Origin of the sequence: Streptomyces sp. Je 1-332 (genome assembly GCF_040730185.1) — a bacterium.
In the GTDB taxonomy this organism is placed as follows: domain Bacteria; phylum Actinomycetota; class Actinomycetes; order Streptomycetales; family Streptomycetaceae; genus Streptomyces.
The window spans coordinates 8,053,778-8,076,024 of sequence record NZ_CP160402.1 but is presented as its reverse complement, the minus strand read 5'-3'; the positions used below and the strand labels follow the sequence as shown (position 1 = coordinate 8,076,024).

The 22,247-nt window shown below is 69.0% G+C and carries 20 protein-coding genes and 1 pseudogene; 11 read left to right on the top strand and 10 right to left on the bottom strand.

The features are described from left to right. Positions 1 to 18 precede the first annotated feature (18 nt). Positions 19 to 315: a hypothetical protein gene (locus ABXJ52_RS36475; protein ID WP_367048371.1), complete on the top strand. Its 297-nt coding sequence runs from the start codon at positions 19 to 21 to the stop codon at positions 313 to 315. 67 nt (positions 316 to 382) lie between these two features. Beyond that, positions 383 to 982, top strand: coding sequence for a cytochrome b/b6 domain-containing protein (locus tag ABXJ52_RS36470; protein ID WP_367048368.1), 600 nt, complete (start codon positions 383 to 385; stop codon positions 980 to 982). 159 nt (positions 983 to 1,141) lie between these two features. Here the strand turns inward: ABXJ52_RS36470 and snpA are convergent, their stop codons facing one another. Beyond that, a complete protein-coding gene (gene snpA, locus ABXJ52_RS36465; protein ID WP_367048365.1) occupies positions 1,142 to 1,846 on the bottom strand; it encodes a snapalysin in 705 nt (234 codons plus the stop codon). 332 nt (positions 1,847 to 2,178) lie between these two features. Here snpA and ABXJ52_RS36460 point away from each other — a divergent pair, with 332 nt between their 5' ends. Continuing rightward, the gene (locus tag ABXJ52_RS36460) at positions 2,179 to 2,706 is read left to right on the top strand and encodes a 2'-5' RNA ligase family protein (RefSeq protein WP_367048362.1); all 528 of its coding nucleotides are present in this window, start codon (positions 2,179 to 2,181) and stop codon (positions 2,704 to 2,706) included. Between the two features lie 166 nt (positions 2,707 to 2,872). Here the strand turns inward: ABXJ52_RS36460 and ABXJ52_RS36455 are convergent, their stop codons facing one another. Together ABXJ52_RS36455 and ABXJ52_RS36450 are read right to left on the bottom strand one after the other, a co-directional pair. Next, entirely contained in the window at positions 2,873 to 3,427 is a 555-nt protein-coding gene (locus ABXJ52_RS36455) for a hypothetical protein (RefSeq protein WP_367048359.1), read from the bottom strand. A 610-nt stretch (positions 3,428 to 4,037) separates the two neighbouring features. Further along, positions 4,038 to 5,492 (bottom strand): annotated as a pseudogene (locus ABXJ52_RS36450) (NF041680 family putative transposase). A 299-nt stretch (positions 5,493 to 5,791) separates the two neighbouring features. On the opposite strand from ABXJ52_RS36450, the gene ABXJ52_RS36445 reads away from it, so the two are divergent. Beyond that, positions 5,792 to 5,977 (top strand): hypothetical protein, encoded by a 186-nt coding sequence (locus ABXJ52_RS36445; RefSeq protein WP_367048355.1) that lies wholly within the window; start codon positions 5,792 to 5,794, stop codon positions 5,975 to 5,977. Between the two features lie 83 nt (positions 5,978 to 6,060). On the opposite strand, the gene ABXJ52_RS36440 is transcribed toward ABXJ52_RS36445, so the two are convergent. Further along, on the bottom strand, positions 6,061 to 6,714 hold the full coding sequence (locus tag ABXJ52_RS36440; RefSeq protein WP_367048352.1) for a GPP34 family phosphoprotein: 654 nt from the start codon (positions 6,712 to 6,714) through the stop codon (positions 6,061 to 6,063). Positions 6,715 to 6,774: 60 nt separating this feature from the next. Continuing rightward, positions 6,775 to 8,697, bottom strand: coding sequence for a S9 family peptidase (locus ABXJ52_RS36435; protein ID WP_367048350.1), 1,923 nt, complete (start codon positions 8,695 to 8,697; stop codon positions 6,775 to 6,777). A gap of 327 nt (positions 8,698 to 9,024) precedes the next feature. Here ABXJ52_RS36435 and ABXJ52_RS36430 point away from each other — a divergent pair, with 327 nt between their 5' ends. From ABXJ52_RS36430 to ABXJ52_RS36405, 6 genes are all read left to right on the top strand, one after another. Beyond that, positions 9,025 to 9,708 carry a DUF3159 domain-containing protein gene (locus tag ABXJ52_RS36430; protein ID WP_367048348.1) on the top strand — a complete coding sequence of 228 codons (684 nt, stop codon included), beginning with the start codon at positions 9,025 to 9,027 and terminating at the stop codon, positions 9,706 to 9,708. Between the two features lie 83 nt (positions 9,709 to 9,791). Further along, positions 9,792 to 11,117, top strand: a complete 1,326-nt coding sequence (locus ABXJ52_RS36425) for a peptide synthetase (RefSeq protein WP_367048346.1) — start codon at positions 9,792 to 9,794, stop codon at positions 11,115 to 11,117. A gap of 96 nt (positions 11,118 to 11,213) precedes the next feature. Beyond that, complete coding sequence (locus tag ABXJ52_RS36420) at positions 11,214 to 11,873, top strand: helix-turn-helix domain-containing protein (RefSeq protein WP_367048344.1); 660 nt, start codon at positions 11,214 to 11,216, stop codon at positions 11,871 to 11,873. A 39-nt stretch (positions 11,874 to 11,912) separates the two neighbouring features. Beyond that, positions 11,913 to 12,575, top strand: coding sequence for a helix-turn-helix domain-containing protein (locus tag ABXJ52_RS36415; RefSeq protein ID WP_367048342.1), 663 nt, complete (start codon positions 11,913 to 11,915; stop codon positions 12,573 to 12,575). A gap of 269 nt (positions 12,576 to 12,844) precedes the next feature. After that, positions 12,845 to 14,350, top strand: a complete 1,506-nt coding sequence (locus ABXJ52_RS36410; protein WP_367048341.1) for a helix-turn-helix domain-containing protein — start codon at positions 12,845 to 12,847, stop codon at positions 14,348 to 14,350. A 176-nt stretch (positions 14,351 to 14,526) separates the two neighbouring features. Further along, a complete protein-coding gene (locus ABXJ52_RS36405; RefSeq protein WP_367048339.1) occupies positions 14,527 to 15,483 on the top strand; it encodes a winged helix-turn-helix domain-containing protein in 957 nt (318 codons plus the stop codon). Positions 15,484 to 15,560: 77 nt separating this feature from the next. Here the strand turns inward: ABXJ52_RS36405 and ABXJ52_RS36400 are convergent, their stop codons facing one another. The 4 genes from ABXJ52_RS36400 to ABXJ52_RS36385 all read right to left on the bottom strand — a co-directional run bounded on the left by ABXJ52_RS36400 (position 15,561) and on the right by ABXJ52_RS36385 (position 18,947). Further along, positions 15,561 to 16,544: a CU044_5270 family protein gene (locus ABXJ52_RS36400; protein ID WP_367048337.1), complete on the bottom strand. Its 984-nt coding sequence runs from the start codon at positions 16,542 to 16,544 to the stop codon at positions 15,561 to 15,563. Further along, the gene (locus ABXJ52_RS36395; RefSeq protein WP_367048335.1) at positions 16,541 to 17,152 is read right to left on the bottom strand and encodes an RNA polymerase sigma factor; all 612 of its coding nucleotides are present in this window, start codon (positions 17,150 to 17,152) and stop codon (positions 16,541 to 16,543) included. The genes ABXJ52_RS36400 and ABXJ52_RS36395 overlap by 4 nt, the downstream gene beginning before the upstream one ends. Positions 17,153 to 17,402: 250 nt before the next feature. Further along, positions 17,403 to 18,632 carry a beta-ketoacyl-[acyl-carrier-protein] synthase family protein gene (locus ABXJ52_RS36390; RefSeq protein ID WP_367048334.1) on the bottom strand — a complete coding sequence of 410 codons (1,230 nt, stop codon included), beginning with the start codon at positions 18,630 to 18,632 and terminating at the stop codon, positions 17,403 to 17,405. Positions 18,633 to 18,644: 12 nt separating this feature from the next. Beyond that, positions 18,645 to 18,947 carry a phosphopantetheine-binding protein gene (locus ABXJ52_RS36385; protein ID WP_367049482.1) on the bottom strand — a complete coding sequence of 101 codons (303 nt, stop codon included), beginning with the start codon at positions 18,945 to 18,947 and terminating at the stop codon, positions 18,645 to 18,647. Between the two features lie 330 nt (positions 18,948 to 19,277). Here ABXJ52_RS36385 and ABXJ52_RS36380 point away from each other — a divergent pair, with 330 nt between their 5' ends. Beyond that, positions 19,278 to 20,111 carry an alpha/beta hydrolase gene (locus ABXJ52_RS36380; protein WP_367048332.1) on the top strand — a complete coding sequence of 278 codons (834 nt, stop codon included), beginning with the start codon at positions 19,278 to 19,280 and terminating at the stop codon, positions 20,109 to 20,111. A gap of 99 nt (positions 20,112 to 20,210) precedes the next feature. Here the strand turns inward: ABXJ52_RS36380 and ABXJ52_RS36375 are convergent, their stop codons facing one another. Further along, entirely contained in the window at positions 20,211 to 21,947 is a 1,737-nt protein-coding gene (locus ABXJ52_RS36375) for a glycoside hydrolase family 18 protein (protein WP_367048330.1), read from the bottom strand. Positions 21,948 to 22,247 lie beyond the last annotated feature (300 nt).

The window sequence follows — 22,247 nt, the reverse complement described above, 5'->3', positions numbered from 1 at the left end:
CTCTCGTAAGATGCCGGGATGCTCAAGCCGATATCGATGAGCCGCCGCAAGTGGGTTGCCGCGTGGGCCGGGCTGTGCGTGGCCGGCCTCGCCGTGACCGCCGCGCTGGACGCCTCCTCCGCTCGGGACCAGCAGCCCGAGAAGTCCGTCAGCGCCGAGTGCGACAAGTACATCTCGGACATCGAGACGCAACTGGCCAAGGCCGAGCAGGAAGGCAAGGAAGACGGAGTGGTGGCCCTCGCGGGAGTCCACGCCGGCCCCGAGAACGACGACTGCGGCGACGCGTTCCGCGACCGTTTCGGAGGCGATGAGTGATGAGCGCCCGTGCGACGGCCGGGCGCCCGTCTGACTAGGGGACCCCGTTGAAGGGCACGTTGCAGGGATGAGAACCCACCTGCGCAACGGTCCGCACGGCTATGGAGTGGTCACGAAGACGCTTCACTGGGTGGTCTTCGTGGCCATGGCCGCGCAGTTCGTCGTGGGGTACCTGCTCGACCCGGACGACGGCGGCCACGGTCGGGGGCGCGGCCGTGGGCGTGGTGAGGACTCGGGCCGAGGGCGAGGCCGTGGCCGGGGCTCGGAGGAGGGGTATGAGCCCTTCGGCGACGATTCGCTGCTGACCGTGCACGTCGTACTCGGCGCCGCGGTCCTCCTCCTGGGTGTCGTCCGGATCGCCTGGCGGCTGGCCACGCCACTGCCCCCGTGGGCGCCGACTCTTACCCAACGAGAGCGACGTATCGCGCACGGCACCGAGACGGCGTTGTACGCGGCCATGCTCGCCGTCCCGGCCACGGGCATCGCACTGGTGCTGTCGGGTGACGGGCTGCTCGCTGTGCATGTCGCCGCGCAGATCCTCTTCTTCGCGGCTCTGGCGGTCCACGTCGGTCTGGTGCTCAAGCATCAACTGGTCGACCGCGACCACCTTCTGCGCCGTATGACCTGCCGTCACTCGCCAACTCAGCCACCTCCGAGATCATGGTGACCCAGCGCGACTGGGCCGCTCACCGCAGCCGACCGCGGCGGCGCGACTCCCTGCTGAGCGTCAATGCCCACGTCGGAGGAGAGCGCGCCGCGCGCGGCCGGGTTGGTACGGAGGTTGCCTGCGGTACGTGGCGGTGTGCCAGGCGGGTGGCGTGCTCGGTCAGCGGACCTTCGTCAGCTCACCCTTGTCCTTGAGGGTGGCGATCCCCCTGGCCCAGAGGCTGTTGACCCGCTGGCGCTCCTGCGCGTTCGGGTAGGCGTTGGTGCAGGACGTGCCGGGGCCGCCGCCGGACATCAGCTCGCTGCACGGGCCCGAGTAGTGGTCGGGCAGGCCGAGCACGTGCCCCGTTTCGTGAGACGTCACACGGGTGGAGTTGTACTGCTGGTTCTGCCGGTAGTCCAGGAAGATGTAGCCGTGGCCCCGCCCGTCGGTGGAGGCGTACGAGCCACGCGAGTCGTTGCCCTCGCGGTACTCGAAGTCGGCGGTCGAGCTGGTCTCCTGGAGCTTCACGTTACTGACCGAGGAGTTCCAGATCTGCGTGCTCTGCGCTATCTGGCTACGGAAGCTCGGCGCCCGGGTCGTGCGGTACCGGACGGTGACGACCTGGATGCCCGGTTGCGCCGCCTGCTTCTTCAGCGCCGACTTCATGACGGCGTCGAAGAACTTCCGGTTGGCGGCCTCGTTCTCGGCGGAGCCCGCGTACGCCGACGTGGCGCTCGTGGAGAGGGGCTTGACCACCTCGGGCGAGGGCGCGGCGAACGCCGAGGGGGCGGCGGCGAGCGAGCCGACGAGAGCGACGGCGCCGAGGATGGCGAGCGATCTGGTGCGGGATCTGGTGCGGGATCTGGTGCGGGAAATGTTCATGGGGGGTGTGTCCCTTCCCGATGTCCGGTGGCCTGTATGGCCGGGGCTGCCGGGAACTTCGGGGCACGCGATGCCCGGGATCCCGGGACCGAGGGCCTGCGGTGCGCCCTGTGGTCGGGACGAGTATCGGGACGGCGGGGCCCGTTCGTACCGATACCGATCGGTGATAGCGGGAGAGCATCAACTGCGGTGCGTAGGCGGGGACTTGGTCTGCGCCCGGGACACTGGACGAGCTGTCGACCGACATGCCCGCCCCCGATACGGCGGGAGGGCGATGTGACAGGGAACGGCACTGTCGGTGACACTGCTGGGAGACCCGGGGGGTGGTTGCGATGCCGGTTTCTGGAACCACGGCTGTTCTGGCTCTACTGCCGGATGCCGAACCGCTGCTGGAGCTGGCCGCCCAGGTGGACGCGCTGGTGGTGCGACCGGGTGTGCCCGCCCACGCGACGCTGCTCTACCCGTGGCTGCCGGCCGACCAGATCGGCCCGACGGAGTTGGAGCGACTGCGGGCCGTTCTGGTACGGGCCTCGCCGGAAGCCGGCCGGATCCTCCTACGCCTGGCCGAGGTCGTGCCGGGCCATTCTTTCGTCAGTGTCCCGGCGCCCGAACTGTGCCCCCTCGCCACTGCCGTTCGCGCCGCGTTCCCCGAACAGGTCCCCTACGGAGGCCGGTTCGGGCAGGACCCGCCGGTGCACGTCACTGTGGCACTGGACGCGGCAGCTCCCTCCACCGCCGCCGAAGTCGCGCGCCGCGTCACCGGCCGACTACCGATCTCCACCGAAGTGTCCGCCGTGCACGTGGTCGCCCTCGCACCCGAGGGCTGGCAAACCCTCGCCGAGTTGCCTCTCACCGCTTAGAACCCGTCTCGGAACCCGCTTCAAGGGGTCCGAGACAGGTTCTCCTGGAAGCGGCCGTCGGCCTAGGGAGCGAGAGTGGAGCTCATAGGTCGACGGCCGCAACCGACGGCAAGGGCGCCGCGCTATGCGAGGCGGTCGTTCGCCTCCCCTCTCGGTGGGGGAGGGCTCACTTGCCACGGCAGCCAAGTTTCTTCACGGTCGCATTCATGTACGCGGTCATGAACTCCTCGATATCGCCGCGCAGTTGCGAGTCAGACGTAGGTGCTTCCGGAAGTTTCATGGTGAGAGTGAAGTAGGATTCGCCAGCCTTCTTGCAGGCAACAGTAGACATGGCTCCCTCGTTGCCGACGACGCTTCTGTACCTGCCTTCTGTTCGGCGCGGTTCCGTCAGGTTGCTGACGGAGAGCGTGGATTCTGCGTACTTCATGGGGTCAACCCGATCCGACGACCAAGCAAACCTGAAACGCATGACAGCTTTTTCGTCAAGCAGGAGAACGCAAGGCGCGGTGTGGGCGCCCTTGTTGTCGAGACGGCTGTATTCGTCAAACGCCCCGGCCCGTCCGATTAGAGGGCGTGTGATCTCTGGACTGATGTTCGTTTCGCAAATCCGACGCGGAATGTCCTCGTCAGGCGCACCGCTGCAAGAAGCCACGGCCGCCAGGGCGGCGACCGCAAGCGCGGGAGTCAGTGCGCGCACAGCATTTCGGCGCAAGTCAGCCATTTTTCCTGACACTTCAAGGGAGTTGTGTTGTTGGCATGGTGTACGCGGTTCAGCTATTCGGCCGGTCTGACACTCTCTGGTCCCAACCGTTGTGGGAATCCATCTCTCGCTCAATCCGATCTAAGCCGTTCTGAGCCGCCTGCATTTGCCCCGAACAAGAGAATCACCGCAGCACCAATTAAGAACAGCATGCGCATGGTCTTCATGGCGGCGTCACACGGCTCATCGGCCTCCGGGTTGCGATATCACCTACCCCTGAAGCACCACCACACCTTGCACTGATCAGCCGAGCCAAGAGCCACGAATACGACAGCCATGATGATGGCGAAAATCAGTCCACCGCTCACTTCGAAGTCCCCCGCCGATCTCGCACCAAAGCAGTACCCGAGCCGCCGATGCTAGCGGCCTGCGCGGGCGTCGATCACGCCGTGTCCGCGCGCGCCTGGGCCAGGAGGCGTTCCCAGGTGCGGGCGATCCGCCGTGCCGCTGCGCCAGGGGCGCGGCGGTCTGGCGGTGAGTGCGTCGCTCGCGGTGCTGAAAACTGTCTTAAACCCCTCGAATCGGGTTCCAAGACGGGTTCTTAACTTGTTCTTTATGGTCTGAGTCTGTTTCATTCGAGGATACTCTCGGGCCGTTTCACGGTCTTGCCCTCGTCGTAGCGGGTGGCGGGCCGCTGGTTCTTCGATCCAAGTGGCCTGCCAGGGCCAAGAGTTGAGCGTTTCGGTGCGCGGGCCGGACTGTGCAGGTGCGGGCGGTGGTTCCGAAAACCCCGGCGGACTCGGGGGGGGGAGAGAGAGTCGGCCGGTCTCGGTGGGCTTCTCCCACGGCCGCCGCAAGTCGGCGGCGGCTTCGCGCAGAAGACGGATCTGGGTGTGCGCGTCGATGATCAGCCAGGTCCAGCGCTCGCCGGCCTCGGGGGTTCGCAGCTTCGGACGGGTTCACCCGAGGTCTGTTTCATCAGCTGAACAGGTGCTCGATGTCGAACCTCCTCAGGAACACCTGCCAGCGCACGTCGACGTCCTCGCTGTTCAGGCCGGTGGCGGAAGGCCGGAGCCAGAGCGGGAGCGGGTCGCCTCCGCCGGGCAGGCGATCGACCTGGAGGCGGATCAGCGTGCCTTCGATGATGGGGAGTTCACCGGCGTGGTCGATCCACGCGGAGCGGGTGGTCAGGCGGGGTGGATGCGATCCCAGGCCATCGCGCGGGCGGTGCCGTACCAGTCGGTGGCCTGCACGGATGCCACGTCTGGTCGACCCCAGGTCTCCGGCTTGGCGAAGCGGAGCTCCTTGCCGTGCCGCGACGGTCGCCCGCCCTGGGGATAGGTCAGGGAGTACTCCTTGAGCGAGGGCGTCGGTCGTCGCATGACGCGGTCGGAGCGCATCAGGCCCAGCACCTCGACCGGGTGGCCGTCGAGGGGGTGGGCCATGCGCGGAGCGCGTAGCCGGCGTCGAAGACGATGCGGATGTCGCGGTCACCGACGTGCCAGCGGCCCATCTCGGTCGAGTTCGTGACCACCCGGTGGAGCTGGGTGGCGGTGACCTCGACGACGTCGTCCTGGGGCCCGAGACGGACGGCATCCAGCAGCTGGCACCAGGACGTCCGGCCCGATTCGAGGGCGGCGACGAACGAGTACGGCCAGCCGGGCACGAACTGGTCCGAGGACCGTCCGCTGCGGCCGTAGACGTGGCAGAACAGACGCTCCGCGCTGGTCGGCGCGTCGGGGCGGAGCCAGTTGCTGACGTCGACCGCCAGGACCAGGCGCCGGTCGGTGACCCATGGTATCGGCAGACCGGCCAGCACCTGCCGCAGCCGGGGCACGTCCACGTACCCGTGGTTCAACGCCTCGTACATCGCGCCGTGCCCACGCCGGTGCTCGGCCACCAGCGTGAGGTCCACCGGCGAGGTCACCGGACCGTCCACGCACAGCAGCGCGTCGGCCAGCTCGAACAGTTCGTCCCCGCGGGTGGTTTCGTCCCCGCGGGTGGTCAGGCAGTCGAAGAAGTCGTCCCGGAAGCGTGACGCTTCGGCGAAGGCACCCCCTGGGACATCGAGGTGCGGCAGGCTCATCCCCACGGCCTTCGTTCTGGTTCGGTGCACCCTTGGTCGGAGCACAGAATCGGACGGAGGCCGCCCACACGGCTGGTGAACTTCTGCGTGAGGGAGCCAGTTCGACGGACGACACTGCGGAGCTCGGGAGCTCAGGCAACCTGCTTGAAGTCGTGGCGGAGCTGAAGGGAGCGGTAGTGAACGGGACGTGGTGGCTCACACTGGGCGACACCCGGATCGGCGGACTACGGCAGTACGCAATTGTTCAGCCAACGTTCGTCTGCCACTTCAGCCCAGGGCCCGGATGGGAAGGGGTCCGTGTGCTGTTCGAGAGCTGGACGGCCCTGCACGGCCCGGACCCCGACGGCTCTCGAACAGCGCAGGCCATCAAGCCCATCATGGACCTCGGACTAACGCTGGTTCCCGAAGACGAAGGTCAGCCCATGGCGCTCTTCAAAGAGTGCATCGTCCGTATCGACGGTGACATCGCCCGCGTGCGCTGCTGACCTCAACGAAGTCGCAGACGATAAAGAACAAGCTAAAAGGACGACATCCAGCGCCAACTCCCCCTCCCCAGCGCTCCCAGCGCTCACGCACTCCAGCCGCCGCCGACCGCCCGGCTCGACAGGTAGGAGTCGCGCAGCGCCCTACGTAGGCCGGGGACGAGCTCATCGAACCGCGCGGCGCGCGCTTTGAGTGCCGCCTTGTGGGTGCGGCGGTCTCCGCGGCTCCATACGCAGGTCACTTCGAGCTCGGCGGCGAACACGGCCATCGCCAGCTCGTCCAACGCGATCGATGCGGGGTCGGCTCCGCCGAGCACGGTGTCGCGTACGCGGTCCTGGAGAGCGCGCACCTCTTGCGGGTGGGCGACGGTGACCCGGTCGGCGGGGATGAGTCCCATCACCTTGCCAGGGGAGACGTCGACCTCTCCCCTGGCGGCCAGCTGGTCGCGGACGGGTGTCTCCGCGGTGTGGGCCTTGTTGTGTATGAACTGCAGCCAGCCCTTGGGCTTGTTGTCGGGCAGTTCATCCCATACCGAGGCGATGAAGGCGTCTTCCGGCGCCTTCCCGGGCCTGCGCATCACCCTCCCTCCCGTGGCGTCGAGCAGCCCGTCGCGAGCCAGCTCGGCCAGGGCGCCGGCACGGAGCAGCTGGCCGCGGCCCTGGAGGTTGTCGAGCTGGAACTTGCCCTGGTCCACGGTGTAGCAGAGCAGGTACAGGCGTTGCGGCAGCGTCTGGGGCATGGCGTCTCCCATGAGGAAGGGGCGGGGGTGCAGGTGGCGCACGGCGGGGGGCCGGTGCCCTCATGCCTCGTGGGCCTCGTGGGCCTCGTGGGCCTCGTGGGCCTCGTGGGCCTCGAAGCCGAGGTGTTCGGCGAGGAAGCGTTCCGCGGCGGTGTAGAGGGCGATCACGTTCTCCGGGTTCTCGATGGCGTGACCTTCGTCCTCCATGACGATGTACTCGACGGGAACGCTTCGTGCGCGGAGGGCTTCGACGAGCCGGTCGGACTCGGCGAGGACGACGCGGGCGTCGTTGGCTCCGTGGGCGACCATCAGCGGGGTGCGGATCTGGTCGACGCGGCTGATCGGGGAGCGGGCCAGCATGTCGGCCTCCTGCTCCGGGTCGGCCGGGTCACCGACGTACGTGAACCAGTTGTAGGCGAGCATCGGTTTGACGAAGTCGGGCTGGTTGCGCATGAAGTTGGCCAGGTCCGAGATGCCGACGACGTCGACGGCGGCGGCGAACACGTCCGGGGTGAAGGCGGCACCGACCAGGGCCGCGTAACCGCCGTAGGAGCCGCCCATGATGGCCACGCGGTCCGGATCGGCATACCCCTGATCGACCGCCCAGCGCACGCCGTCGATGAGGTCGTCGTGCATCTTGCCCGCGAACTCCCCGATGCCGGCCCTGGTGAACGCCTTGCCATAACCGGTCGAGCCCCGGAAGCTGACCTGGAGCACCGCGCAGCCGCGGTTGGCGAAGAGCTGCGCGGCGGGGTTGTACCCCCAACTGTCCCGGGTCCAGGGACCGCCGTGGACGAACAGCACCAGCGGCAGCCCGGAGGGCTCGGACCCGACCGGCAGCGTCAGGTGTGAGGGAAGCGTCAGACCGTCGCGGGAGGTGATCGACACCGTTCGCATCGGTGCCAGGGACTCGGGGTCGAGGTGCGGCTTCGCCCGGTGAAGCAGGCGGCTCTCGCCCGTGGTGTGGTCGTAGAGGTAAGTGACCCCGGGGTCGCGGTCGTGGGTGAAGGCGGCCACCCAGCGCTGCCCGCTCTCGTCGGAGGACAGGCCTGCGAGATCGCCGTCGGACAGCTTCTCCAGGTTCTCCAGGACCGCGGCGAAGTGCGGGTCGAGAGCGTGAATGACCTGCCGCTCCCCGAGATAGCGGACTCCGAGCAGCTCACCCGTGCGCCGGCTGCGGATCAGCGGGGAGGGCAGGGCCGGGAAGACCCGTGCCCGCGTGTCCAGGTCGAACTGCGGGTGGGAGTCGACCTCTTCCTCCTCGCCGGTGGCCAGGTCGAGCCGGGCCAGGCGCAGACGGTCGCTCCCGAGGTGCGAGCCGAGCCACACTCCGGTGCCGTCCGGCGTGACCTCCGTGGGGTAGACCCCCAGCGGGGCGTCGCCGCCCTCGAACCGCGCCACGAAGTCCAGGGCTCCTGTCGCCCCGTCCCACCGTGACAGTTCGATGTCGCCGTCGGCCGTCATCGCCACCGCGAACAGCTCGCGCTCGCTGTACAGCCATCCTTCGACGCCGCCGGGGTTCTGGGCGAGGGTCGTGAGGTCGCCGGTGGCGATGTCCAGTTCGACCAGGTCGAACCGGGCCCGGTCGCGCAGGTTCAGCTGGGTGATCACCTTGCCGGGGCGCCCGGCGGGCAGGTCCAGGCCGGCGGTGCGCACACCGGGATAGGGCGTGAGGTTCACCGCGGTGGCGTCCGGGTCCTGCAGGTCTACGCGGTAGAGGTGCAGGTTCTCGTCGCCGCCCTGGTCCCGGGAGTAGAGCAGCCACCGCGGGTCGCGGGTCCAGTGGTAGCTCACCACTCCGCGGTCCTCGGTGGTCACGCACCGCGCGTCTCCCGGTGCGTCGACCCTTTCTGTCCAGACGTTCATCCGGTTCTTCCAGGGCGCCAGGTACGCCATCTGCTTGCCGTCAGGCGAAAGGGTGGCCTTCGCGCGAGGCGGCGGTCCGAAGAACTCCTCGACGGAGATCGTCTTCCGCTGTGCCATGTCGGTCCTTCCTGCGGTGGGCGCCCGGCGGCGCTGGGGAGGCGGGAGCCGTGAGCGCCCCGCCTGTCACTTAATGACACTGTCACTTAGTGACACGATCTGCAAGCGCCTGCGGGTGCCTCCGGGCGCTCGCAAGCAGCCCTCCGTAAAACCTCTGAGGGGTACGACCGCCCCGCCGGGGCAGTCGGCCAGGAAGGCCACTGAGTGACGCACGCCACATACACCGAGGGGTGGCCATCCGTGTCACTTAATGCCAAGCTTTCACTTAGTGACAGCTATTGAGGCATCGCACCTTGCCCCCAAACGAACTCGGGAGAACTGACCACCATGAAGACCAAGAGCTTCCTGGAGACAGAAACCGACGCACAGGCGGAGCAGACGGCACCCCAGCGACGCCCCTCGGTCCTCGAACAGGCGGGAGGCACCGAAGGGGTCATCTACTCGGCGCTGCCCGCACTGGCCTTCGTCGTCGCCAACAGCGCCGGCGGAATGCGGGTGGCGGTCATCGCCGCCCTCGGCGTCGCGGTGGCCATCGGCGTGCTGCGGATGGTGCGCAAGGAGTCGGTGCAGCCCGCGATCGGCGGCGTGTTCGGCGTCGTGATCGCCGTCGGCATCGTCTGGTTCACCGGCTCCGCCAAGGACTACTTCCTCATCGGCATCTGGGCGAGTCTCGCCGGCGCGGTCCTCTTCCTCGCCTCCGTCCTGGTGCGGTGGCCGCTGGCAGGGGTCATCTGGAACGCGGCCACCGGCAAGGGCAACGTCTGGCGCGCGGACAAGCGTTCGCGGTTCTACTACGACGTCGCCACCCTGGTGCTCGCCGCCGTCTTCGGTGCCCGGTTCGCCGTCCAGCAGTACTTCTACGCCACGGACCAGGTCGGCTCGCTGGGCGCCGCCAAGATCGCCATGGGCTTTCCCCTGCTCGCTCTGGCGCTCCTGGTGGTCGCCTGGGCCGCCCGGAGCTCGAACAAGCGACTTGTGGCCATCGGCCTGCTGCCCGCCAAGCGCACCTGACCTCCTCGCCGGGCGCGGCTGACCTCGGACGGCAGAGCCCGCCCGCTCTCCCCTCCCCCTCTCCCCCGGAAAGAAGGACAGACATGGCGACGAGGAGCCAAGGAGAAGTAGTTCAAGGAGAAGTAGTCCGAGGAGAAGCAGTCCGCCCGCTGGGCGCGTTCGAGCGCACCATCGACCTCTACATGCGCCACAACCCCCTCCAGTTCTCCCTGGTCGCCGAGCTCGACCGGCACATACCGGAGTCCGAGCTGGCCTCGGCGCTGGTGAAGCTGCGCGACCGGCACCCGATGCTCGGGGTGAGCGTGGACCGCACGGGGCCCGAGGCCGTCTACCGGAAGACCGGCGCCGCGACCCCGGTGACGACGCTCGCCGAGGGCACGCCCTGGCAGGCCGTCATGGCCGCCGAGCAGATTCGTCCCATCTCCCCGGCTCCGGGCGGCCCTTCGGTGCGCGCCGTCCTTCTGCCTCGCGGCCAACGGTGCGACATCGTGCTCACGTTCGCCCACCAGATCACCGACGGGGTCGGCGGGCTGCGGGCGCTGCTGGACCTGGTGGCGGTACTGGACGGCGAGGAACTGGCGCCCGGCAGCATGCCGGAGGCCCTGGAAGACCTGCTCGCCCGCGACGTCACGGCACCGGACACCACGGCCGCCGCCGCACCGCCGGACGATCCGCGCATGAGCGCGGGCGGCGAACTCGCGCCGTTCTCCGGGCAGTTGCCGCACCTGCAGGCTCTGGCCCTCGACCGGGAGCTGACCACCCGGCTCCTCCACCGCTGCCGCCAGGAGAGCACGTCGGCGCACGCCGCGCTCTGTGCCGCTGCCGCAGTGGTGTTCCACCGGCGCGGACGGGAGTTCGTACGGGTGCTGACGCCGGTGGACCTGCGCCGGGCCTGCGGCCTGCCCGACGAGGTGGTGAACCGCTTCGCCGGGGCGCGGACCGCGAGCGAGGCGTACGAGGCCGACGACTTCTGGAAGCTCGCCCGCCGAACCCGCGAGTCACTCGCGCGGCAGCGCGGTCCGGGCGCCCTCAAGGCCGCCGGTGCGGCGCTGGCGGCGCACGCCCCCACCAGCGCGGGCGAGGCCGAGGCCATGATGGGCGCGGCCACGGCCGCCGACATCCAGATCACCAACCTCGGAGCGGCGGAACCGCGGCTCCGGCGCACGGGCACGCTCACCGCCCTGTGGGGCCCGGGGCAGATCACCCAGCTGCGCGGCGAGCACGTGCTCGGCGTCGTCACCGTTGCCGGGCGGCTCCGGATGACGGAGCTCACCCACGATCCTGTCGCCGGGCTGGTCGGGGACATCGCCGCCGTACTGGCTGAAGCGTGCGCCGAGTCGGGCGACAGGGCGGACGGGGCGGGGCGGACGGGGCGGACGGGCCCTGAACACTCGCCGAGCTCCCGGTAGCGGGCCGCGCGGCCGCCGACCCGAGTGGAAACAGGAGTCACTTAGTGTCATTATGACACTGACGGGCTGGCAGTGGACCGAGCGGAGGTGGCCGGCATGGCGGCGGCCAAGCGTGGCGGCAACGGAATGAGCGACCAGCGGCGCCACCGGCTGCGTCTGGAGATCTCCCGCGAGGCCTCCCGCCTGTTCTGGGATCAGGGCGTGGACGCCACCAGTGGGGACCAGATCGCCGAGGCGGTGGGCCTGTCCACCCGCACCATCTGGCGCCACTTCCGCAGCAAGGAAAGCTGCGCCGAACCCATCGTCACACAGGGCGTGGAATGGGAGATGCGCACGCTGCGGGACTGGCCCGCCGACCTGTCGCTCGAAGAGCGCTTCAGCACCGAGGCGAGCCGGTTCCGGCGCGAGGCCAGTGCGGTCGAGCTGGCCGACACCGGGCTCGCGATGCGGATGATCCGACTCGCCGACACGGAACCTGCCCTGCGTACCGCCTGGTTGATGGCCTGCGACCTGGTGGAGCGGGAGATGGCCGACATCATCGCGAAGCGTCTGGGCCGCCCTGCCGACGACCTCGATGTGCGCCTGCATGCCGCGGCGGCCTCCGCCGCCATCCGCGTCCTCAACGAGGACATCGGCGCGGCTCTCCTCGACGGCGCCGACCCCGCCCAGTTCGCCGACGCGTCCGAACGCATCGCACGCGCCGTCCGCAGGGCTACGGGAGGGGCCGTGGGGGACCCGGTAGCTGTGCGGGGGTGATACCGCATGGCAACGCTCCCGAGCCCCTCTGCCAGAGGTATGAGTGAGCGACGGCGCCACCGGCTGCGTCTGGAAATCTCCCGCGAGGCCTCCCGCCTGTTCTGGGAGCACGGCGTGGCAGCGACCAGCGGCGACCGGATCGCCGAGGCGGTGGGCCTGTCCACCCGCACCATCTGGCGCCACTTCCGCAGCAAGGAAAGCTGCGCCGAGCCCATCGTCACGCAGGGCGTGGAGTGGGAGTTGCGCGCGTTGCGGAGCTGGCCGCGCCACCTCTCCCTTGAGGACCATCTCGCCGCGGAGGTCGTCAGGTACGACAACGCCGCTGATGCCGGAGCGCAGGCCGACACCCTGCTCGCGGTCAGAATGATCCGCCTCGCGGACCACGAGCCGTCGATCCGGACGGCCTGGCTCATGGCCTGTGACCAGGTGGAGCGCGAGATGACCGGCATCATCGCGCAGCGTCTCGGGCGCTCACCCGACGAGCTCGCGATGCGACTGCACGGCGCGGCGGCCTCCGCCGCCTTCCGGGTCGTCAACGAGGAACTCGGCGCCGCCGCGCTGCGCGGGGTAGAACCCGAGGGTCTCGAAGGTGAGGTGATCCGCCACGTGGCACGGGCCGTTCGCGACGCCACCGGAGGCGCGATCGGCGATGCGATCAACGACGCGGTCGCCCCTGCCGAGAACTCCCGGGCGCCCAGCTGAACCAACATCCCCTCGCGGTGTGCCGGTATGCCGGTGCACCGCCGTAGCTCCGACGATCGGAGTCGAGGTCCGCGTCGTCGGATGCCAGGCTGACGCCCCCGTTCCCCCCGCCCCGCATCCGCATCCCCATCCGGGGCCGGATTCCTCGCTCCCAGCGCTCACCAGCCGATGAGAAGCTGTGAGGGCTCGGGCCGGCTCGAAGACTGTGGGTGGCTGGGGCGTTGAGTGGCGCGCCGGGAGGTACGAGATGCCGGCAGAGGGGCGGGGCCGTGGAGCGTGACGAGGGGCGCGGGTGGGAAGGTCAACTGGGCGGTCTGCTGCGTGAGGTGAGGCGGCAGGCATCCTGCGAGGCCGGGCCGGGCGTCGGCAGATTGCTCGACTGGCTGCACCGGCAGACCGGCCTCGACGCCGCGGTGATCGCGGAGGACGCGGTCACGGTGGAGTCGTCCACGGCAGATTTTCCGCGCAGGGTGCTGGCCCCGCTCGCCGGGATGGTCGCGCGCCTTTCCGATGGGCACCTGGCCGCGGCCGCGACAGAGGCCGAAGCACTGCATGTGCGCTGTGAGGCGCTGGGGCCACACGGTCCTCGCGCTGTTCTGGTGGTGGTCTCCCGTGCGGAGCCAACGTCGCAGACCGTCGCGCTGACGTCGCACACAGGCAGCGTGCTGACCTTGCTGCGCCATGCTGAGGCCGGCGACCGAAATCGGCGCGGCTACCAGGACAAGGCGCGGCAGTTGCGGTTCGCCGTACTGCACGGGCTGCTGGCAGGAGGACCGCTGCTGGCACGCCGGATGACGACCGGGACCGTTCCCCCGCTGCTCGACGCCGACCGGCTGCGCGTCCATCTGCTGCGCTGCCCATCGGCCGACCGTGACGAGATCGCCCAGACCCATCAGGACCCTTCCGGCTACCAGGGGACGGCCCTGATGGTGCACTGCCCCGTGTTCAAGGAGCACTTGATCTGCCTCATCGCCGAGGACGACGGCGCCGACGGCGACGGCGACACCGGCGCCAGTAGCCCGGGGCCCGCTCTGGGTGACGTACTGCGCCGTCTCGTCCGCGACAACCCGCGCTACGCGCTGGGCGTCAGCGATGTACAGCCCCTGCACGCGACAGCCGAGGCCTACACGCAGGCCACCCACGCGTTGGCCTCCGCCCGCACCACGGCCGACCGTGTGGCTTACCACCACGGTCAGACATCTCTGACGGGCATTCTTCCCCCTCAGCCGGCCCTCGCCTGGGCCCGTGCGTTTCTTCGGCCGCTGGACGCCGCCCCCAAGAACAGCGCCGACATCACCCGCCTCGCCATAACCATGCCCCGCTCCGGCGTGGCCCGTCTGCTCGGCCTCAGCCGCAACACCGTCACCGCGCATCTCAGACGTGCACAGCAAGCTCTCGGGCAGGACCTTACCGACGTCCGCTCCCGCGCCGACGTCCACCTGGCTCTCACTCTCACCAGCTCCTGCCCACCCGCCGAGCCCGGCCCCCAACGGCCGCCCGCTCTGGCCGACCTGCTGAGCTCCGAGTCCGCCGCTGCCTGGGCCCAGACGATCCTGCGCCCTCTGCAGGACCGCCACCGCCGCACCCTCCAGACATGGATCGACGCCAACGCCGACGCCCAGCAAGCCGCTTCCCGCATGGACATCAGCCGCAACACGGTCCGCGCACACCTGCGGACCGCCGAGGCCGCCCTGGGCCTCGATCTGCTCACCACCAGCACCGGCACCCACGACGTCGTCCACGCCCTGCGCATCGCCGCGGCGCGAGCCATCTGAGCAACGTGCACAACCACCGCCCGGAATTGAGCACCGTGCACATTGGCCCCTGGCCGCGGTGACTTCTAGCGTTACAGTGACCGCCCGCGCGCGACACAGCGCCGAGCCCTGACCAGGATCGGCGGCTCACATCAAGACAACGCCGTAGCGGACCATCGGGGGAAACCGTGCTGCGTATGCACTTCACTGTGGGAGATCTGTCACGAACCCGGGTCGCCGACGGCCCGGACCCTCTGTGGGAGATCGTCCTGAGCATGCACCAACTCCGCGAAGGACGAGGGAGGGCCCAGGCCGGCCACGCCGAGCGGACATGTCACGACCGGCGGCACATGATGAGCGCACTGACTCCGCTGATGCCGGCCCGCGGCTATTTCCCGGATTTCCTCACCCCCGCGGCAGCGTCGGGCGGCCTGGAGAGCGGGATCGACGCCGTACTGTCCACCCCCAAGAGCCGCCTGCGCGACGAGCTCTCCCTGCTGGCGCAGCACAACCCGCTGCCCTCCTGGACACGACGCCTCGCCGACGGCGAAGTAACCGCGCTGCACGGGGTGGGCCGGGCCCTGCGCCGGTACCACTCGTACGTCCTGGGGCCCCGGTGGCCAGACATCGCCGCCCGCGTCGAGGCCGACCGCCAGTACCGCACCGGGATGCAGTGCCGCGCAGGGACCGAGGCCATGCTGCACACCTTCGGGCCCATGCTGAGCTGGCAGTCCTCCGTGCTCTCCGCCGAGTATCCGGTCGACAGGGACGTGCACCTGGGCGGGCGCGGGCTACTGCTCGTCCCTTCGTACTTCTGCCGCCGTACACCCGTGGCGCTCCTGGACGAACAGTTGCTGCCCGTTCTGGTCTACCCCGCCTGCCCACCTGTGCCGGAGGAGGCGAGCACGCCACACTTCAGGCTGGCGCCGCTGCTGGGGCACACCCGGGCCGCGGTGCTGCAGACACTGCAAGACCCCCGCACCACCTCCGAACTGGCGCGGCACGCCGGTGTTTCGCTGTCATCGGCCAGTGAGCATGCGGCGGTACTGCGCAGCGCAGGGCTGGTGGCCAGCGTGCGGGTGCGCCAGCAAGTCCGGCACACCCTCACGCAGTTGGGCGCCGATCTCCTCAACGCCGGTTTGCCACGTTCCTGATGATGCCCCTCCCGCCGTGGCCAGGCGCGCCCGCCGTGGCCAGACGCGCCCGCCGTGGCCAGCGGCGCCCGCCGTGGCTAGGGGCGCTGCCTCAGTCGGTCGACTATCGCCCAGTCCACCACGTGTGACAGCTGGGTGTACGTCTTGTCGCCGGACGCCGAAGTCCGCTCGTCCCGGAAGCCGAGGAACTCGTAGGTTTCCGCATCGAAGATGAGGTACTTGCCCTGCGCGAACGGACTCTTGGGGTAGGAGATCCCCACCCCGGTGCGCCCGGCGGAGTCCTTCACCCCCGGTATCGCTCTGACCCCCGGCGCCAGCGCCATCGCCTCGTACGCGGCGGGACGCAGCCCCTCGGGCAGCACCGGCCACTTCAGGAGTTCGCCGAGCATGAAGTGGGCGTCGTACCAGTCGTGTGGGGTGAAGTCGCTGAGCGGCTTGCTGGACGTGCCGACACCGATGATCTTCGGTATCAGCTTCTTCGGGTCGGTGGGCAGCTTCTTGAGCTTGCTCCACTCCCGGGGCGGCCACACACCCTCGCCCTTCCCCAAGGGCTCCTCCCAGATCACCCGGCCGAGCTCCATGGTCAAGGAGCGCTTGGAGCCGTCCACCGAGTCCCAGTTCACGTCCTCGTAGGTCTTGACCTCGCCGGTCCTGCGTTCCGTCTCCTTGATGATCCGCTTCGAGTAGATGAACTGGTCGTCGCGCGGCGCCACCGTCTTCTCGTGCTTTCCGATCTGAACTGCCGCCCCGTTCAGCACCGTTGCGGCGCTGACGTTGCCCATCCGCGGGGTCTCCGTACTCGATCGGCGCTCGGCTCGGTCGCGGCGATCGCCCTCGTCGGCGCCCTCGGCGATCAGTATCGCCGTTCCCGTCACCGCCGCGGCGGCCACGACGGCTGTCGCGAGGCGCAGCGCGTGGCGGCGGCTGGGGGCTGCGTCGGTGTTCCGCTCCGTGCGCGCCATCGTGTTCAGCAGGCGGTGGCGGGCCTTCGCTCGGGCCGTTTCGGTGAGCGGGGCCGCGTCCGCGTCCCAGTCCCGCAGGAGTTCGAGTTCGTCAGTCATGGTCGGATACCTCGCAGTGTCGTCGGGTCGGATCCGCCCAGCGCTTCGCGTAGCTTGCCGCGAGCCCGGTGCAGCCGTGATCTGACGGTGCCGATGGGGACATCCAGCGCCTGGGCCACTTCCTCGTAACCAAGGCCTCCCCACGCCACCAGGAGCAGCACATCCCGGTGCCGCGCGGGCAGGGCGGCCAGCGCCGCCGCCAGCTCGCGGCCCACGGCCTGCGCCCCCACCCGGGCCGCGGCACGGTCGGCCAGCGGTTCCTCGTGGTCGGCCGGAGCCGGCAGGCGGGCCAGGGCCTTGAAACGGCGCGCCTCGGCCCGCCGGTGTCGGCCGACCAGGTTGGTCGCTATGCCGAACAGCCAGGGCCTTGCGCCGTCGCCCGTGGCCCGCGAGGGGTCGTACCGGTGCCGTTGCTGGAACGCGGTGGTGAAGGTATCCGCCATCAGGTCGTCGGCCGGCTCACCGCCGAGCCTACGAGCCAGGTAACGATGGACCGCTTCCGCGTATCGGTCGAAGAGCACGGCGAAGGCCTCGGGCTCGTCCCGGGACCGCGCTATCACCGAGGCATCACTCTCCGCCGCCGCACGGACGCCTGGCTCGACGGTCATCGGGGCTCCTCTCGTTCAGGGGAACTTGCTTCGAAGGCTTGGGCTTGCTTTCACCACTCCTTCGCCGCTCGCCCCGGGTGAGTTCCATCGGGCCCCTGGAGCGAGTTTTCGAAGCAGGTCTTGAGTATGAGGATGACTGTGCGCGTGGCGCGCCGAGGGCCGCCGGGCCACGGGTGGCACGCCGGCCACGGGTGCACGGCGGCCACGGGTGCACGGCGGCCACGGGTGCACGGCGGCCGCGAATGTCCGGTCAGGGAGTGGCGAGAACCAGCACGGAGTTCTGTCCACCGAAGCCGAAGGAGTTGGACAGCGCGACGCCGAGCGCCGCAGGACGGGGACGATCGGTGACGATGTCGAGTTCTCTGCCCGGCGCCTGCTGACGGAGGTTGGCGGTCGGGGGGATGGCCTGGTGCTCCAGGGCCAGTACGGTCAAGGCGGCCTCGATGGCCGCAGACGCGCTCATGGCGTGGCCCAGGACGCTCTTGGTCGCTGTCACGGCCGGAGGAGCTCCGCGGAACAGCCGCAGGAGGGCGAGCGCTTCAGCGGTGTCACCGACGGGAGTTGACGTCCCGTGCGCGTTGACATGATCGACGTCGCCGATGCCGCAACCAGCGTCCGACAGGGCGGCGCGCATGGCTTGCTCGGCTCCCTCGCCCTGCGGATGCGGCGCTACGGGATGGTGGGCGTCGGCGCTGGAGCCGTAGCCGCGCAGCAGGGCGCGGACCTGGGCGCCGCGTTGCTGCGCATGTTCGGGGCGCTCCATGACGAGAACGGCGGCCCCTTCGGAGAGAACGAGTCCGTCGCGTTCAGTATCGAAGGGACGGGAAGCGGCGGCGGGGTCGTCGGTGCGGCGGGACAGAGCCTGCATCTGGGCAAAGCAGGTTGCCGACATCCGGCTCCGCCCGGACTCCGTGCCTCCGACCAGGACGACATCGCAGGCCCCGGAGAGCAACATCTCGCGGCCGACGCCGATCGCTGCCGCCCCTGAAGCACAAGCACTGGACACGGTGAAGTTGGGCCCGCGCGCACCCAGGAACAGCGCTACCTCGCCGGCGACCATGTTCGGCAAGCTGCGCGGCAGGGCCAGCGGCGAGACGGCAGTGGGCCGGCCCCGTCCGAGCGAAGTGAACTCTCGCTCATAGGTCTCCAGGCTGTTGCTTCCGACGCCCAGAATAACTCCGACGCGGCCTGACTCCCAGGACGCCGGATCCAGCTTGGCGTCAGTGACGGCCTGGCGTGCGGTGGTCAGGACGAGGTGAGCAAAGCGGTCCAGGCGACGGGCGAGGCGCCGCCCGTACACAGCGTCGGGGTCGAACTCGTCGACGCGGCAGGAGATGTCGACCGGCAGACCCGCCAACTCGGGGTCGGTGCGGGCCAGGCTGCGGCCCTGACACACGGCCTGCCAGGTGGCATCCGCCGTCCGGCCACCCGGCGTCAGCATGCCGATGCCGGTGATGGCCACGTCACGCGAGCGTGTCACGGGCAGATCCTCTCAGGCCGTTGCCTGTGCACGAGGATTTTCCGCAGCAGCAGGCGCAGGCGCAGCCGCACCCGCACCCGCACCCGCACCCGCACCCGCACCCGCACCCGCACCCGCAGCGAACTTGTCTGCCAGCTCTTTGAGTGTGCTGTCCGGGTCGACGTCCTCCACGTTCTCCAGACCGGCTTCCTCCTGCACGATGACCGCCAGCTCGGCCAGGGACAGGGAGTCGAGGTCCAGACTGCTCAGCCTGGTGTCCGGCTGAATCCTGTCGGCGTCGATTTCGAACTCGCTGATCAGTACGTGCGCCAGCATGTCGTACACGATTGCACCTCTCGTCTGCGCGGCTGCTGTCTCCGACGATTACTGTCTCCGCCGGTTACTGCCTCCGTCGGTTACCGTCTCCGTCGGTTACCGTCTCCGTCGGTTACTGGGCTGCTTGCCTGCGGACCTCTCCCCTACGCGTATTGCACTCGCTTTCACCTGTTCGGCGCCCCGCTGCCATCTTCACGAGGCGCACCTAGCCGTACGTCACCGTGCCGGCGCACATGCGTCGTGCCCTCAGGTGCGCCATGTCGTTGCAGATCTGTGCCCCAAGAGATTCTTCAGCATCTGCGCCACGCAGGGTTTTCCTACTACTGCCGGATGGTGACGTCGGAAAAGCCATCACTGGACCCTGTGGTATTTCTCGGCGGCGCCTTCCAGGACATGTACGCATGGCAGAGGCAGGAGAGGGCGCTTTTGCCGCATGCGAGCGTGATCACGCTGGATCTGCCGGGGTGGGGTCGCGCCGATACTCTGCCGGACCGCTACGGCGTCGATTTCCTGGCGCAAGCCGTGGAGCGTGCGCTCCAGCACCTCGGGGCCGCCCGTGTGAACGTCGTCGGCTGCTCCTACGGCTCGCTGATCGCCCACCGCTTGGGGCAGCGCCGGTCGCAGGCCATCGTGCGTATGGCGTTGGGCGGCGCGGCTTGTGCCCTGACTCGTGCGGACAGGCTGGACCTCCAGGAGACGACCGCTGCGCTCACCCGCGGCGACATCCAGCACTTCGCACGGGTTGCCACCGACCGGCTCACCTGCTCGGACGAAGGGTGCCGCGTCCAGCGGCTCCGCGCTGTCCGACGCGTGCTGACCCATCAGCTGTCGAAAGCGACGACAGACACCCGGGAGAAGATCATCCACAACACCCGCCGTCTGTGGACGACCGAGGTGATCCACACTGACGCCGCTTCAGACGTACCCACCATGGTCTTCACCGGCGAACACGACACCTTTACGCCACCCGCGCAGGGGCACCGCCTGGCTTCCGCCTACCCGAACGGAACTTTCGTCACGATCGACGAAGCCGACCATCTCGTCCACCTTGAACGCGACCGTGAGTACTGCCAATTGCTCCTGGCGCACTTTCGAGGCGCGGACACCTCGAATCTCCCGTTCTGCAAGCACTTCACAGCCCCCGCGGTTCCACCCCGCGGGTGATGAGGCCCGGCCCTCCTCACAGAGGGCCGAGCCGCCAGTCCGGCTACGTGTAACGGCAGTTGCGGTCAGCTCGGCCCGACTGCCTCGTGAGGCCGTTCGCTACGGGAGACTGTGCACCTTCGGGCCGACGGAGTTCGACCACGCGTTGCCCGCTGTCGCGTCCCAGTTCGTGGACCACGTCATGGCGCCACGCAAGGACGGGTAGGTCCTGGACGGCTTGAAGGAGCCGCAGCCGGTGCCACGGGTCAGGCAGTCGAGGGCGTTGTTCACGACCGAAGGAGCCACGTAACCGCTGCCCGCACCGCGCGTCGACGCCGGGACGCCGATGCCGACCTGCGAGGGATCGAGGCCACCCTCCAGCTGGATGCAGGCGAGCGCGGTCAGGAAGTCCACGCTGCCCTGGCTGTAGACCTTGCCGTCACACCCCAGCATCGAACCGCTGTTGTAGTACTGCATGTTGACGACCGTGAGGATGTCCTTCACGTTCAGCGCCGTCTGGAAGTACCCGCCCGATGTTGACTGCATGTCGATGGTCTGCGGCGCCATCGTGAGCACCATGTTCGGGCCCGCCTTCGCGGAGAGCTGGCGCAGCGCCTTGGTCATGTAGGTGGGGTTGAGGCCGTTCTCCAGGTCGATGTCGACGCCGTTGAACCCGTACTCCTGCATCAGCGCGTAGGCACTGTCGGCGAACGCCGTCGCGGAAGCGTCACTGTTGACCGAGATGGTGCCCTTCTCCCCGCCGACCGAGAGGATCACTGACTTGCCCGCGGCCTTCTTCGCGGCGATGTCCGCCTTGAAGTCGGCGGTGGAGGAGTAGCCGACGGCCGGGTCGAGGTTGAAGGTGATCTGGCCCGGCGTGGTGGTGGCGTCGGCGAAGGAGACGGCGATGATGTCGTACTGCGAGGAAACGTCCCGCAGCTTCTGCACGGTCGCGCCGTTGTCGAAGTTCTGCCAGTAGCCGGTCAGCGCGTGCTTGGGCACGGGGCCACCGTCTCCGCCGCCGCCCTTGGCGGTCCGTACGGACACGGACGTGGACTTCGCGGACTCCCCCGCCGCGTTCGAGGCGCTCACCTGAAAGCTGTAGGTGGTCTCCGGCGTGAGTCCGGAGATGGTCGCGGAGGCGCCGCCGGCCGAGGCGACCTTGGTGCCGTCGCGGTAGATGGTGTATCCGGTGGCCGCGGAGACCGGGGTCCAGGACAGGTCCACCGACGTGGACGTCGGCGTACCGGCCTTGAGACCGGCCGGCACCGCCGGTATCTCCACCGGGTCGGTGCCGCCGCCCCCGTCGGGACCGAGGACGCTCACGTCATCCACGTAGTACGCGCTCTGCCCGTACCAGCCGTGGGTGTACACGGTGACCGACGTGGTGTTCGCCCCGGTGGTGAAACTGGTGGAGAGCTGCTGCCAGGACGAGTTGCCCGGCGTCCAGGTCGACACATCGGTGGTTCCCGAGCCGCGGGCGCCCAGGTAGGCGTAACTACCCTGCACCCAACTGCTCAGCTTGTACGTGGAGTTGGGCTTGACCGAAACGATCTGGGAACACTCGGCGTTGCCCTGACCCGAGGGGGTGGCCTTGAGTGCCTTCGCGCCGCCGTGCACGGGCGAGGCGACAATGGCACCGCTGCTCGCGGTGCACGTCCAGTTGCTCAGGTCCGACTCGAACCCGGCGTTCTTGGCGACGTTGACGTCCGCCGCCTTCGCCGCAGCTGCCCCAGCGTCCGCCGACTGCGCGGGCGCGGCGAGCCCGGTGACGGCGAGCGCGGCAGCCGCACCGACGGCGATAGCCGCTCCTATCCTGTGGCGAACGCCGGGTCTGCCCTTACGTACACGGTCCATGGAAATGCCTCCAGGGAGAAGCGACGGTAGAAGGTGAGAGCCGGTGGCCACCGCTACTGTGCGTAAAGTTGGTCCAGACCAATCGAGTTGTCAAGACCTCTGGAGAAAGGATTCAACGGCCGCATTTTGACACGGCCTTGACAAATTGGCGACGGATCGCCAGGATGCAAAGCACTCGCATTTCTATGCAATTTCCTGTGCCGAATGCGTAATTCATGTATGCGGCATCGGCATGTCACTCCGTACTTCAGTACGCGCTCGCACCTCCCCAGCACCTCCCCAGCACTTCTCCATCACCGC